The organism is Caldimonas tepidiphila (genome assembly GCF_003569765.1).
Taxonomy (GTDB): domain Bacteria; phylum Pseudomonadota; class Gammaproteobacteria; order Burkholderiales; family Burkholderiaceae_C; genus Caldimonas; species Caldimonas tepidiphila.
This window is the reverse complement of sequence record NZ_QXMG01000104.1, coordinates 1-13,269: the sequence shown is the minus strand read 5'-3', so window position 1 is coordinate 13,269 and position 13,269 is coordinate 1. Positions and strand designations below refer to the sequence as shown.

Here is a 13,269-nt window from a genome sequence, read left to right as displayed (position 1 = left end):
CGACCTCGGCGGCTCCCTCGGCTGCAAGGCCTTCGGCCAAGCCGTCGCCCTCGCGCTCAAGGCCTGAGTCGATTTATGCACCGCCCGGGAGGACATAGGATGCCCATCAACTTCAAGGCGCGGCGAGCCCTGCTTCTGGGAGCTGGCTGCGCAGCGGCTTGGCCCCTGGCGGGCCTCGCGCAGGGGGAGGGCGCCGGCTACCCGAGCAGGCCCGTCACGCTCGTCGTACCCTATGCCGCCGGCGGCAGCTCGGACACCCGGGCCCGCCAGCTCGCCGAGAAGCTGTCCCTCTTCTTGGGCAAGCCAGTGTTGGTGGACAACAAGCCGGGCGACAACGGTAACCTCGGCACGGAATTCGTCGCGCGCGCGGCGCCGGACGGCTATACCCTCGGCATCGGGAACTTCGCTCCTCTGGCCATCAACAAGACCCTGTTCCCGAAACTCGCGTACGACCCGCAGAAGGACCTCGTTCCGGTTGTGCTGATCGAGAAGGGGCCGCTCGTGCTGGTGGTCAGCGCCGACAAGTCGCCCTACAAGAGCCTGCAGGACCTGCTGGCTGATGCCAAGGCGAGGCCAGGCAAGCTGAGGTATGCCTCGGGCGGGTCCGGCGGAACCTTCCACCTAGCCGGCGAGATGTTCGGCTTTTCCACCGGTACGTCCTCCCTGCATGTTCCCTATCGCGGGGGCGAGCCGGCGACCCAGGACCTGCTGGCCGGCGCGGTGGACTACATGTTCGCCATGGTCCCGGCGGCCACGGAGCATGTTCGGGCGCAGCCACCAAAGATGCGACCGCTCGCGGTCGCGCACCACAAGCGCCTTCCCTCGCTGCCCGAGGTCCCGACTTTCGCCGAGCTGGGCATCAAGGACATGGTGGTCTCCAACTGGTTCGGCATCGTGGCGCCCAAGGGCACGTCAGCGGCCATCGTCGTGAAGCTGAACCAGGCTGTTAACCGGGCGCTGAAGGAGCCCGACCTCGCTAAGCGCATCACCGAGCCGGGCAACGTGATCGCTGGCGGCGGACCGGAGCTGTTCTCCGCGTTCGTGGCCGCCGAATCGCATCGCTGGGGGCGATTGATCAAGGAGCGGGGCATCCGTCCCGACTGACCCCCTGCGGCAAGCCCTCGGGTGCTGCGTGCCGTAGGCGGCCCGGGAGCCTTCAGTCCTTGCCATCGCACGATGGCTCATCAACCATACACCGAGGCCCTCATGACGCCTTCCGAACTCGCTGCTTGCTTCCCGACACCCGATGCCGTTCCCCCGGAGCATCGTCTGCCGGGCGAGCTTCACCAGAGGCACTACCTCGTCGACGGCCGGCTCGAGCACTGGGACGGCGCCTGCAAGCCGGTGCTCTCTCCCGTGTGCCTCCGCGGAGCCGATGGCGGCGTGGAACAGGTGCCGCTCGGCAGCTATCCCGACATGGGCGAAGCTCAGAGCGACGCCGCACTCGACGCTGCAGTGGCGGCCTACGCCAGCGGGCGCGGGGCTTGGCCCACGATGTCGGTGGCGGGCAGGATCGAATGCATGGAGCGCTTCGTCCAGGGCATGGCCAAGCGCCGCGAGCAGATTGTGCGGCTGATCATGTGGGAAATTGGCAAGAGCCTGGCCGATGCGCGCAAGGAGTTCGACCGCACGGTCGAATACATCGGCGCCACGATCGCAGCGCTCAAGGACATGGACAACGGTCATTCCCGCTTCACGGTGGTCGAGGGCACGATCGGTCAGGTCCGCCGCACGCCGCTCGGCGTGGTCCTGTGCATGGGGCCGTACAACTATCCACTCAACGAGACCTTCTGCACCCTCATCCCGGCGCTGCTTATGGGCAACACCGTAGTGCTCAAGCCGCCGACCTACGGCGCCCTGCTCTTCGAGCCGCTGCTGGAAGTGTTCCGCGATGCCTTCCCCGCGGGCGTGGTCAACACCATCTATGCACCCGGCGAAGTCGTGGTGCCGCGCCTGCTGGCCTCCGGCAAGGTGAACGTGCTGGCGCTCATCGGCTCGAGCCGCGTGGCCGACTTCCTCAAGAAGCAGCACCCCAAGTCGCACCGCCTGCGCGCTGTGTTGGGGCTCGACGCCAAGAACGCGGCCATCGTGCTGCCGGACGCGGACCTGGATCTCGCCGTCAGGGAGTGCCTGCTCGGGGCGCTGTCCTTCAACGGCCAGCGCTGTACGGCGCTGAAGATGCTGATCGTCCACCGCAGCATCGTCGATGCCTTCCTGGACAAGTTCGTGGCGGCGCTCGGGCGCCTGAAGATGGGCATGCCGTGGGAGGAGGGAGTGCAGATCACGCCGCTGCCCGGTCCGCACCGCACCCGGTACATGAAGGACGCCATCGAGGATGCCTGCGCCAAGGGCGCGCGGGTCATCAACGCCGGCGGGGGCACGTCGCTGTGTACGCTGTTCCAGCCCGCGCTCGTCTATCCGGTGCGCGAAGGCATGACGCTCCATCGGGAGGAGCAGTTCGGCCCGGTGGTGCCCGTCATGGATTTCGACAATGTCGAGGAGGCACTCCAGTACGTCATCAGCTCGGACCACGGGCAGCAGGTCAGCCTCTTCGGCCGGGATGCCGACCGGATCGGAGCCCTCATCGATCCGCTGGTCAACCAGGTCTGCCGGGTCAACATCAACGCGCAATGCCAGCGCGGGCCCGACGTGTTCCCGTTCGCGGGCCGCAAGGACTCCGCCGAAGGCACCCTGTCCATCAGCGATGCGCTGCGCGCCTTCTCGATCCGCTCCATGGTGGCTACCAGGGAGACGGAAGACAACAAGCAGCTGCTCAACGGCATCGTCCGAGAGCACAAGTCCACCTTTCTCAATACGGGGTTCATCCTGTGAGCGATCGCCTGTCCATCCGCCGCGCGCGGCATCCCAAGATCGTCGCCACCCTCGGGCCGTCCAGCTCGGACCGCGCCACCATCAAGGCGCTGTTCGAGGCCGGGGCGGACGTGTTCCGCCTGAACTTCAGCCACGGCGCCCATGCGGACCACCAGGCGCGCGTGGAGATGATCCGCAGCGTCGAGCAGGAGGTCGGCCGGCCCATCGGCATCCTGCTGGATTTGCAGGGCCCCAAGCTGCGCATCGGCCGGCTCGCCGGCGGCCCGATCGTTCTGCAGGTCGGGGATCGCTTCCGGCTGGACCTCGATGCCACGCCGGGCGACGCCACGCGCGCGCCGCTGCCGCATCCGGAGATCTTCGCGGCGTTGAAACCCGGGACCGATCTGCTGGTGGATGACGGGAAGGTGGGGCTGAAGGTGCTGGAGTGCGGTCCAGAATTCGCGGACACGGTCGTGCTCGTCGGCGGCCCCGTGTCGGACCGCAAGGGCGTGAACGTCCCCTCGGTGCTGCTGCCGATCGCGGCCATGACGCCCAAGGACCGCAACGACCTCGAGTTCGGCCTCACGCTGGGCATCGACTGGGTAGCGGTGTCCTTCGTCCAACGGCCGCAGGACCTGCACGAGGTCCGCGCCATCGTCCAGGGCCGCGCCGGCGTGCTGGCCAAGCTGGAGAAGCCCGCGGCCATCGACGAGCTCGATGCGATCGTCCAGGCGGCGGATGCGCTCATGGTCGCGCGCGGGGACATGGGGGTGGAGCTGCCCGCCGAGCGGGTCCCGCGCCTGCAGAAGCGTATCGTGCGCACCTGCCGGGCCGCTGGCAAGCCGGTGATCGTCGCCACGCAGATGCTCGAGTCGATGATCTCCGCGCCGGTGCCCACTCGGGCGGAAGCCTCCGACGTGGCCACGGCGGTCTACGACGGGGCTGATGCCGTGATGCTGTCGGCTGAGTCGGCCTCGGGGCGCTACCCCCGCGAGGCCGTGGCGATGATGGACCGGATCATCGCGGAGGTGGAAGCGGACCCGCACTACCGCCTGGCGATCGATGCCTCCGGCACCCCTGCCCATTCCTCCGTCGCCGATGCCATCTGCGTGTCGCTGCGGCAGGCCGCCGCGCTGCTGCCGGTGGCCGTGATCGCGACCTACACGCGCTCGGGCTACACCAGCCTGAGGGCAGCCCGGGAGCGTCCTACGGTGCCGATCCTGAGCATCACTCCGGACTCCAGCACCGCCCGGCGCCTGGCTCTGGCCTGGGGCGTCCACTCGCTGCATTCGGACGCGCCGATCGCCGACGTGCCGGACATGGTGAACCAGGCCTGCCGGGCAGCATGCGCCGAGGGCTTCGCCCGGCCCGGCGACACCGTGCTCGTCACCTCCGGCATGCCCTTCGGCGTGGCCGGCACGACGAACTTCCTGCATATCGCCAAGGCGTGATGCCGCAGCCGGCCCGGGGCAGGGGCTGGACTCGCGGATTGTATCGGAAGAGAATCTGGTTCAAACAGTGAACTGTCCCCGACCCTTCCAGCGGCCCGGAAGCTGCTCTTGAACGACATGACATCTTCCCCTCCTGCGATGCCCAGCGGGCTCGTCCCGGTGCTTGCGGCGCGCGTGCTCGAACATATCATCGCCAGCGGACACGCGGCGGGTGACCGGCTGACTGAACAGTCACTCGCCGACACGCTCGGCGTTTCCCGGTCTCCGGTCCGCAAGGCCCTGCAGTACCTGGAGACGCTCGGCGCCGTCGGCTCGAGCCCGAACCGGGGCTTCCATGTGGCCCGTGAAGCCGCGCAGTTGCGCAAGCTCCAGCTGCCCTCTGACCCCGTGTCGGACGAGTCGATCTACATGCGCATCGTCGAGGACCGCCTCACGAACGTCCTCGATGAGGAGGTCTCCGAGGCGGAGCTGATGGAGCGCTACCAACTCACTCGGCTGCAGTTGCAGCGCGTGCTCAACCGTATGGCGCGCGAGAACCTCATCGATCGCAAGCCGGGTCGCGGATGGATCTTCCGCCCGTTGCTGAACTCGGTGGACTCGCACCGGGAAAGCTATCGCTTCCGCATGATTATCGAGCCCGCGGCCATCCTCGAGCCGACCTTCCGAGTGGACCGGGCTCTGTTCGACAAGGTGCGGCGCCAGCAGTTGCAGCTGCTCGAGGGCGGCATCGAGCGCTGGACGGCGGCGGAACGGTTCCGTGCCGGTGCGGACTTCCACGAAGCTATCGTCGCCTGCGCAAACAACCGCTTCCTGCTGGACGCCCTGCGCAACGTGAACCAGCTGCGCCAAGTGATCGAGTACCACTCGCAGACGGGATCCAAGCAGGACCGCACCCGCCTGCGGCGCCAGTGCGAGGAACACTTGGCGCTGCTGGACCTGCTGGAAGCCGGCGAGCGCATGGAGGCCGCTCACCGCCTGCGCCAGCACCTGGACGTCGTGCGCGTTATCAAGACGGGCGAGGGCGCCCAAGGTTCCGAATCCAGTTCCTCCCGGCCTGTCAAGGCGCAGTCGGTCGAGGTGCACTTGTAATTCACGAAGCGCCGCGTCCGGGCCTGCGCAGTCGCCCTCTGTATCCTCGTGTTCACAAGCCCCCTGGCTAGAGGGCGCAGGAGGCCGGGGGGCGACAAGCGGCAGGTCGGCTGCCGCTCGACTTCATGCGCCACGACCTCACCAGCCTGGACGTCTTCGTCACCGTCGCCGAGTGCGGCAACCTCACGCGCGCCGCGGAACGCAAGCACTTGGCCGTCTCCGCGGTGAGCAAGCGCATCGGCGAGCTGGAGGCGCTGGCCCGCACGCCGCTGCTGGTGCGTCAGCCGCGTGGCGTGATGCTCACGCCGGCGGGTCAGTCGCTGCTGCGCCATGCGCGCCAGATGCTGCAGCTCGTGCAGCGCATGGACGAGGAACTCGGGGAGTTCGCCGAGGGCGTGAAGGGCCACGTCCACATGCATGCCGTGGCCTCGGCGCTCACGCAGTTCCTGCCCGGCGACCTGGAGGCGTTCCTCACGCGCTATCCCGGCGTGCAGATCTCCTTGGAGGAGCGCACTGGCCAGGCGGTGGTGCGCGCCGTGGCCGACGGCAGCGCCGACGTGGGCATCGTCGCGAGCCAGACGGCGCTGCTGGGGCTGAGCGCCCTGCCGTACCGGGTCGACCGGCTGATGCTGGGAGTCCCCAAGGGCCACCCCCTGGCGAGGCGCCGGTCTGTGCGCTTCGCCGAGGCCCTGGCCTACCCCTTTGTCGGTCCCCACGCGGAGAGTTCGCTGTCGTCGCTGATGGTGCAGGGCGCCCAAGCCTGCGGCCTGGCGCTGCAGCAGCGCATCCAGGTCAGCAGCTTCGACGCGATGTGTCGCTTGGTGGAAACCCGGCTGGGCATCACGCTGCTGCCTGAGGGCGTGCTGGGGCCACACGTGGCAGCCGGCCGCCTGCGCGGTGTCGCGCTCGATGAGGACTGGGCCGTGCGGCAGATGTCCATCGTGGTCCGCGACTTCAGCGAGCTCGGCCACATCGCTCGCACGCTCGTCGACCACCTGCAGCGCGCCGCCGCCGCACTTGACTGAAGGCGTTAGCGTTCTCCATTGGAGAACGGTGCCTTCGCGAGAGATCAATTTTCACGGCCGGGCCGCCTGCCTAGGATGCCTGCACCGAGCCGGCGATGTCATGCCGGCCCCACCTCAGGAGACAAGCCCATGTCCAGGCGCCTTTTCGCCCGCCGCATCCTCGGCGCGGCGCTGCTCGCATCCCTCGCCCCGGCCGGCGTCCTCGCGCAGGCGGCCTACCCGACCAAGCCCGTGACGATCATCGTGCCGTTCTCGCCGGGCGGCGGGGTGGACGTGATGACCCGGCTGCTGGCCGAGAAGCTGCGCCCGCTGCTCGGGCAACCCGTCGTCATCGAGAACAAGGCCGGCGGCAGCGGCATGATCGGCGCGGTGGCCGCGGTGCGGGCCCCGGCCGATGGCCACACGCTGCTGATGGCCACCGCTGGCGAGGCCGCCGTCAACCAACACGTCCACAAGGCGAAGATGCAGTACTCGCCGGACAAGGACCTAGCGCCCGTCAGCCTCGTCGTGAAGGTGCCCAACGTGCTGGTGGTCAATCCGGCGCTGCCGGTGAAGTCGGTGTCTGACCTCCTCGCGCATGCCAAGGCCAACCCAGGCAAGCTCAGCTACGGCAGCAGCGGCATCGGCAATCCCCAGCATCTCGCGGGCGAGTTGCTCGAGAAGCTCTCGGGTGTGCCGCTGGAGCACGTGCCCTACCGCGGCGCCTCTAACCAGCTGACCGACACTGCGGGCGGCAGCCTCGACATGACCTTCGTGAGCTTGGCCGGGGCGCGGCCCTTCCTGAAGGACGGCCGCGTGCGCGCCATCGCCCTGACCTCGCCATCACGCTCGTCGCTGGCGCCAGAGTTGCCCGCCGTCTCCGAGACCAAGGGATTGGAGGGCTACGCGCTGGAGAACTGGTTCGGGATCTTCGCGCCCGCCGGGACGCCCGCGCCCGTCGTCGAGAAGCTCCATGCGGCGTTGGCGCAGGCACTGAAGGACCCGGACCTCGTCAAGCGCATGAACGACCTGGGCGGCGAGGTCTCGCCGATGGCGCCAGCGCAGTTCAGGGCCTTCATCCAGGCCGAGTCGAAGCGCTTCGCCCGGATCGTCCAGGACGCCAACATCACCGCCGACAACTGAAACAAGAGCAGGTGCTTTTTTCCGAGGAGCTCTCAGCGATGCAAAGAAGAAATTTCGTGGTCCGCGGACTGGGCCTTGCGCTCGCCGCCGCCGTCGCCTGCCCTGGCTTGGTCCAGGCCCAGGAGTACCCCGCCAAGCCGATCACGATCGTCGTGGCCTTCACCGCCGGCGGCAACAACGACCTGCGTGCGCGCCAGCTGGGGGTCCCGGTGGGTACGCTGCTCAAGCAGACCATCGTCGTTGAGAACAAGCCCGGCGCCAGCGGCAACATTGGTCACGAGCTCGTCTCGCGAGCAGCCCCGGACGGCTACACCCTCGGCATCGGGGCGATGGGCCCCCTGGCAGTGAATTCGTCGCTGTTCCGCAGGCTCGGCTTCGACCCCAAGGAGTTCGTGCCCGTGGTGCTGATCGAGAAGGCGCCGCTGGTGCTGGTCACCCGGATCGATAAGCCGTTCAAGAGCTTCAAGGACGTGGTGGCCGCCGCCAAGGCCAAGCCAGGCTTCCTGTCCATCGGCAATGCCGGCACGGGCGGCGCGCACCACCTTTCGTCGGAACTGCTGGAGGACGCCGCCGGGCTGGAGATGCTGAAGGTCCCGTACAAGGGGGGCGGCCCGGCCGCCACGGCGCTGCTGGCGGGCGAGATCGACCTGATGTTCGAGCAGACCTATGCGGCGCTGCCCTCCATCCAAGTGGGCAAGACGCGCGCGCTGGCCGTTACCAGCGAAAAGCGTCTGCCGAGCCTGCCCGACGTGCCCACGATGGCGGAGCTCGGCTACCCGCAGGTCACGGTGTCGAACTGGCTGGGCGTGATCGCGCCCAAGGGTACGCCGCAGCCGGTGGTCCGGAAACTCAACGAGGCCTTCAACAAGGCGCTGGCCCAGCCCGAGCTGCGCGAGAAGATCGCCGGCCCTGGCAACCTCGTCGGCGGCGGCAGCCCCGAGGAGTTTGCGGCTTTCATCGATGCGGAGTCCAAGCGCTGGTCTGCCCTGGTCAAGGCCAAGGGCATCCGCCTGGAGTGAGGTAGCGATGTACGCATATGTCGGCAGCCGCACCACGCGCGAGCGCAATGCGCGTGGCGAGGGCCTGAGCGTGTTCAAGGTCGGCACAGACGGCGCACTGACCCTGGTGCAGTTGGTCGGCGACCTGGTGAACCCCTCCTACCTGGCGCTGAGCCGCGACGGGGAGTGCCTCTACACGGTTCACGGCGACCAGAGCGAGGTGAGCGCCTTTGCGGTGGATCGCCGCACCGGCCAACTGAGCTTCCTAAATCGCCAGAGCACCGAGGGCAGGAACCCGGTGCACCTGGCGCTCGACGCCAGCGGCCGCTTCCTGGTGGTGACGAACCACCTCGGCGCGAGCTTGGCGGTACTGCCTATCGCTGCAGACGGCTCCCTGGAGCCGATCAGCCAGCTCGAGCGCATCGACGGCCCGATCGGCCCGCACCGGCTCGAGCAGAAGCAGCCCAAGCCCCATTACAACGCCTTCGACCCCTCGGGGCGCTTCGTGCTGGTGCCGGACAAGGGCTGCGACCGGGTCTTCGGCTTCCGCTTCGAGGCGGGCCGACTCGCTCCGGCCGAACCTTCCTTCGTCGCGTGCCGTGAAGGGGCCGGCCCGCGCCATCTCGCCTTCCACCCGCGCCAGCCCTGGGCCTACGTGGTCAACGAGCTGGACTCGACCGTGACGGCCTGCCGCTTCGATGCCGAGTGCGGCGCGCTCGCGCCCTTCCAGGTGCTGAGCGCGCTGCCCGACGACTTCACGGGCAACAGCCGCGCCGCCGCGATCGCCGTCGACGCCGCGGGCCGCACGCTCTACGCCTCCAACCGCGGCCACGACAGCATCGCCGTCTTCCGCATCGACCCGGCCACGGGCCGCCTCGGCTTCGCCGCCGCCGTGCCGAGCGGGGGGCGAACGCCGCGCGCCTTCTCGCTGTCGCCCGACGGGCGGCGGCTGTACGCGCTCAACGAGGACAGCGACACCATCGTCACCTTCGCGGTCGACGCGCTGTCCGGCCACCTCGCGCCCACCGGCCAGATCGCGCACAGCGGCAGCCCGGTGTGCATGGTGTTCTCGCCCGCCTGACCTTCCGACGTTACCGACCCATGTCCTTCGATCTCGACCGCCCCGCCGGCCGCCTGCCCCTCGGGGACGGCACCGAAGCCCATTTCGTGGACCTGCCGGCCCTCTTCGGGCCGCGGCTGCTGCAGTTGCCCACCGTGCTGCGCCTGCTGCTGGAGAACGTGCTGCGCCATATGCGGGGCGCCGAGCGCGACGCTGCCGCGGCGGCGATCTTCGAGTGGCTGGAGCGCGGCAGCAGCGAGGCCGAGATCGCCTTCCAGCCCGGGCGCGTGCTGATGCACGACACCACCAGCACGCCGGCACTGGTGGATATCGCCGCGATGCGCGACGCGCTGGCCGAGGCCGGCATCGACCCGGCGGTGCTCAACCCGGTGCTGCCGGTGGACGTGTCGGTGGACCATTCGCTCGCGGTCGAGGTCTATGGCCGCCGCGATGCACCGCAGGTGAACCTGCAGCACGAGCTGCGCCGCAATCGCGAACGCTACCGTTTCCTGCGCTGGGCCTCCAGGGCGTTGCGCGGCGTGCGTATCAACCCGCCCGGCACCGGCATCATGCACACGATCAACCTGGAGCAGCTCGCCACAGTCGTGACGACCGAGCAGCGCGAGGGTCAGACCTGGGTCGTGCCCGACGTGATGCTCGGGACCGACAGCCACACGCCGATGGTCAACGGCATCGGCGTGCTCGGCTGGGGCGTAGGCGGGCTGGAGGCGCAGACGGTGATGTTCGGCATGCCCACCATGCTGCGCATCCCGTACGTGATTGGCGTGCGGCTCACCGGCGCATTGCGTCCCGGCGTGCTGGCCACGGACCTGGCGCTCACGGTGACGCAGCGCCTGCGTGCCATCGGCGTGTCGGGCGAGTTCGTCGAGTTCTTCGGCCCCGGCGTGTCCACGCTCGCGGCCGGCGAGCGCGCGGTGGTGGCCAACATGGCGCCCGAGTACGGCGCCACCACCGGCTTCTTCGCCGTGGACGCACAGACCCTGGCCTACCTGCGCGCCACCGGCCGCTCCGAGGCGCAGGTCGCGCTGGTGGAGGCCTACACCCGGCGCGCCGGGCTGTGGTTCGACCGCGAGGCCCGGCCGCGCTTCACGCGCGTGGTCGAGATCGACCTCGATGCGGTGGGCCTGCACATCGCCGGCCCCACGCGGCCGCAGGACCTGCTGCCCTACGGCGACGCTGCCCGTGTGCTGGCCGCGCGCGGCTTCACGCCCGTCACCCCGCATGCGGACATGCCGCGCCACCCGGTGGCGGTGGCGGCGCTCACCAGCTGCACCAACACCTCCGACCCGGCGCTGCTGATTGCCGCCGGGCTGCTGGCCCGCAAGGCGCGCCAGCGTGGGCTGAAGGTGCCGTATTGGGTGAAGACCTCGCTGTCACCCGGCTCACCGGCCGCGGCGGCCTACCTGGAGCGCGCAGGCCTGATCGACGACCTGTCGGCCGTGGGCTTCGACATCGTCGGCTTCGGCTGCGCCACCTGCATCGGCAATCCCGGGCCGCTGCCGGACGTGATCCGCGAGGAGCGCGCCAAGGGCACGATCCACCCGGTGGCCGCGACCTGCGGCAACCGCAACTTCCCCGGCCGCATCCACCCTGACCTGGACCTGGGCTTTCTCATGTCGCCGCCGCTGGTGGTGGCCTTCGCGCTGGCGGGCAACGCCGAGGTCGATTTGGGCGTCGATCCGGTGCAGGTCGCCCCGGACGGCGAGCCGGTGTCGCTGGCCTCGCTGTGGCCTACGCGCGACGAGGTGGCGCAGCACGTGGCGCAGGCGCTGGACCGCGAGGACTTCCGGCGCGAGTTCGCAAAAGCCAGCGCCAATCCGATGTGGCAGGCACTGCAGGCGCCCGAGAGCGCCCGCTTCCCCTGGGAGGCTACGTCCACTGCGCTGCGCCGCCCGCCCTTCGCCTCGGTGGAGGAGGGCAGCCAGCTCGGCCGCTACGTCGCGCAGCCGCTGCTGGTGCTGGGTGACGATGTGACGACCGACCACATCTCGCCGGCCAGCGCGATCCCGCCCGACAGCCTGGTGGCGGACTTCCTGGTCGAGCGTGGCGAGGACCGCCACGACCTCAACGTCTTTGCCTCGCGGCGCGGCAACTGGGAGGTGATGCTGCGCGCCGCCTTCCACAGCAAGTCCCTCGTGAACCTGCTCCAGCCCGGCATGCCGGTGGCGCACACGCTGCACGTGCCCAGCGGCGAGGTGCTGCCGATCTGGGACGTGGCGCGCCGCTACCGCGAGGCCGGCGAATCCGTGGTGCTGGTGGCCGGCGAGCGCTACGGCACCGGCTCCTCGCGTGACTGGGCCGCCAAGGGCCAGCGGCTGCTGGGGATCCGCGCCGTGCTGGCGATGAGCTTCGAGCGCATCCACCGCTCGAACCTGATCGGCATGGGCATCCTGCCACTGCGCCTGCCGCGAGGGGCCGACCCGGCCTCACTGCAGCTGCAGCCGGGCGACCGCATCGAGGTCGATGCGCGGCCCGAGGCGCTGGTGCCCCGGGGCGCGGTGCCGGTGCGGGTACTGCGACGGGACGGTCGTGTCGAGACTCTGACGGCCACGGCGGCCGTCGAGACGCAGCTCGAGGCCGACCTCCTGCGCGACGGGGGCGTCATCCCCGCCATCCTGAAGAAGACCATCGCGGCGCAGCAAGGCAGCGCCCGGCCAGTCCTTGCCTGAACTCTCGAAAGAAAGACACACAGTGAACCTCGACAAGGACCTCGTCGCCGCCTTTGCCCCCACCGGCCGGCTGCGCGCCTCCATCAACCTCGGCAACCCCATCCTGGCTGGCACCGACCCGGCCACCGGCGCCGCCCGGGGCGTTTCGGTGGACTTGGCCAGTGAACTGGCCCGACGCCTAGGTGTGGCGCTGGAGCTGGTGGTGGTGGACGCCGCGGGCAAGTCGGTGGAGGTGGTGGCGCAGGAGCGCGCTGACATCGGCTTTTTTGCCATCGACCCGCTGCGCGGCACCGACATCGCCTTCACAGAGCCCTACGTGCTCATCGAGGGCTGCTACCTGGTGCGCGCCGACTCTCCGCTGCAAGTCAACGAGCAGGTGGACCGGGAAGGGCAGGTGGTGGTTGTCGGCAAGGGCAGTGCCTACGACCTGTTCCTGACGCGCGAGCTCAAGCAAGCGCGCATCGAGCGCGCCCCGACTTCTCCGGCCGTGGTGGATACCTTCGCCGAGCTAGGCGCCCGGGCCGACGTGGCCGCCGGTGTGAAGCAGCAGCTCGAGGCGGACGCCGTGCGCCTGGGCGGCATGCGACTGCTGCCGGGCCGCTTCATGGTCATCCGCCAGGCCATGGGCGTGCCCAAGAGCCGGGGACTGGCCGCGGCCGAGGCGCTGTCCGGCTTCGTCGAGGAGATGAAGGCCTCGGGCTTCGTGGCCGCCGCCTTGGCTCGTCACGGAATTCAGGGCGCTTCGGTGGCGCCCGTGCGCCAGGCCGACATCCGTCCCGAATGAGGAGGGGAGGCGAGGGCGCTGCTCTCGCCGAGAGTCGCCTGTGATCGGTTGCGGCGCTGCCTGCTTCGATCGAGGGCCGCACCGGGAAGGCTTCCTGGCGCGGCCCTTTCGCCTTGGTCGGGGCCTTGCACGCTTGCGCTAAGCTGCGCGCGCCGTTGGGGAGTTAGGGTTAGCCCTCGTCCTCCGTTTTGTATTTAGTATTGTTTTAGTGCAATCGTCCCTCTACACTGCGAGGCATG

10 protein-coding genes are annotated in these 13,269 nt (G+C 69.3%); all 10 read left to right on the top strand.

All coding sequences use genetic code 11. The annotated features are described in order from the left end of the window. Positions 1 to 99: 99 nt before the first annotated feature. Positions 100 to 1,104: a Bug family tripartite tricarboxylate transporter substrate binding protein gene (locus D3A59_RS24065; protein ID WP_119157853.1), complete on the top strand. Its 1,005-nt coding sequence runs from the start codon at positions 100 to 102 to the stop codon at positions 1,102 to 1,104. 102 nt (positions 1,105 to 1,206) lie between these two features. Beyond that, positions 1,207 to 2,832, top strand: coding sequence for an NADP-dependent glyceraldehyde-3-phosphate dehydrogenase (locus D3A59_RS24060; protein WP_119157852.1), 1,626 nt, complete (start codon positions 1,207 to 1,209; stop codon positions 2,830 to 2,832). 14 nt (positions 2,833 to 2,846) lie between these two features. Further along, positions 2,847 to 4,262: a pyruvate kinase gene (pyk, locus tag D3A59_RS24055; RefSeq protein ID WP_119157854.1), complete on the top strand. Its 1,416-nt coding sequence runs from the start codon at positions 2,847 to 2,849 to the stop codon at positions 4,260 to 4,262. A gap of 117 nt (positions 4,263 to 4,379) precedes the next feature. Beyond that, the gene (locus tag D3A59_RS24050) at positions 4,380 to 5,351 is read left to right on the top strand and encodes a GntR family transcriptional regulator (RefSeq protein WP_205665266.1); all 972 of its coding nucleotides are present in this window, start codon (positions 4,380 to 4,382) and stop codon (positions 5,349 to 5,351) included. A 125-nt stretch (positions 5,352 to 5,476) separates the two neighbouring features. Further along, positions 5,477 to 6,376 carry a LysR family transcriptional regulator gene (locus D3A59_RS24045; protein ID WP_119157850.1) on the top strand — a complete coding sequence of 300 codons (900 nt, stop codon included), beginning with the start codon at positions 5,477 to 5,479 and terminating at the stop codon, positions 6,374 to 6,376. Between the two features lie 129 nt (positions 6,377 to 6,505). Continuing rightward, the gene (locus D3A59_RS24040) at positions 6,506 to 7,498 is read left to right on the top strand and encodes a Bug family tripartite tricarboxylate transporter substrate binding protein (RefSeq protein ID WP_119157849.1); all 993 of its coding nucleotides are present in this window, start codon (positions 6,506 to 6,508) and stop codon (positions 7,496 to 7,498) included. 38 nt (positions 7,499 to 7,536) lie between these two features. Continuing rightward, the gene (locus D3A59_RS24035) at positions 7,537 to 8,517 is read left to right on the top strand and encodes a Bug family tripartite tricarboxylate transporter substrate binding protein (protein ID WP_119157848.1); all 981 of its coding nucleotides are present in this window, start codon (positions 7,537 to 7,539) and stop codon (positions 8,515 to 8,517) included. Between the two features lie 7 nt (positions 8,518 to 8,524). Continuing rightward, the gene (locus D3A59_RS24030) at positions 8,525 to 9,577 is read left to right on the top strand and encodes a lactonase family protein (RefSeq protein WP_119157847.1); all 1,053 of its coding nucleotides are present in this window, start codon (positions 8,525 to 8,527) and stop codon (positions 9,575 to 9,577) included. Between the two features lie 20 nt (positions 9,578 to 9,597). Beyond that, the gene (gene acnA, locus D3A59_RS24025) at positions 9,598 to 12,246 is read left to right on the top strand and encodes an aconitate hydratase AcnA (RefSeq protein WP_119157846.1); all 2,649 of its coding nucleotides are present in this window, start codon (positions 9,598 to 9,600) and stop codon (positions 12,244 to 12,246) included. 22 nt (positions 12,247 to 12,268) lie between these two features. Beyond that, positions 12,269 to 13,030, top strand: coding sequence for an ABC transporter substrate-binding protein (locus tag D3A59_RS24020; RefSeq protein WP_119157845.1), 762 nt, complete (start codon positions 12,269 to 12,271; stop codon positions 13,028 to 13,030). Positions 13,031 to 13,269 lie beyond the last annotated feature (239 nt).

Excerpts from the sequence above, each read along its gene's own strand:
- D3A59_RS24065 (WP_119157853.1), top strand. The coding sequence starts at position 100 with ATGCCCATCAACTTCAAGGCGCGGCGAGCCCTGCTTCTGGGAGCTGGC.
- D3A59_RS24060 (WP_119157852.1), top strand. The coding sequence starts at position 1,207 with ATGACGCCTTCCGAACTCGCTGCTTGCTTCCCGACACCCGATGCCGTT.
- D3A59_RS24050 (WP_205665266.1), top strand. The coding sequence starts at position 4,380 with ATGACATCTTCCCCTCCTGCGATGCCCAGCGGGCTCGTCCCGGTGCTT.
- D3A59_RS24045 (WP_119157850.1), top strand. The coding sequence starts at position 5,477 with ATGCGCCACGACCTCACCAGCCTGGACGTCTTCGTCACCGTCGCCGAG.
- D3A59_RS24040 (WP_119157849.1), top strand. The coding sequence starts at position 6,506 with ATGTCCAGGCGCCTTTTCGCCCGCCGCATCCTCGGCGCGGCGCTGCTC.
- D3A59_RS24035 (WP_119157848.1), top strand. The coding sequence starts at position 7,537 with ATGCAAAGAAGAAATTTCGTGGTCCGCGGACTGGGCCTTGCGCTCGCC.
- D3A59_RS24030 (WP_119157847.1), top strand. The coding sequence starts at position 8,525 with ATGTACGCATATGTCGGCAGCCGCACCACGCGCGAGCGCAATGCGCGT.
- acnA (WP_119157846.1), top strand. The coding sequence starts at position 9,598 with ATGTCCTTCGATCTCGACCGCCCCGCCGGCCGCCTGCCCCTCGGGGAC.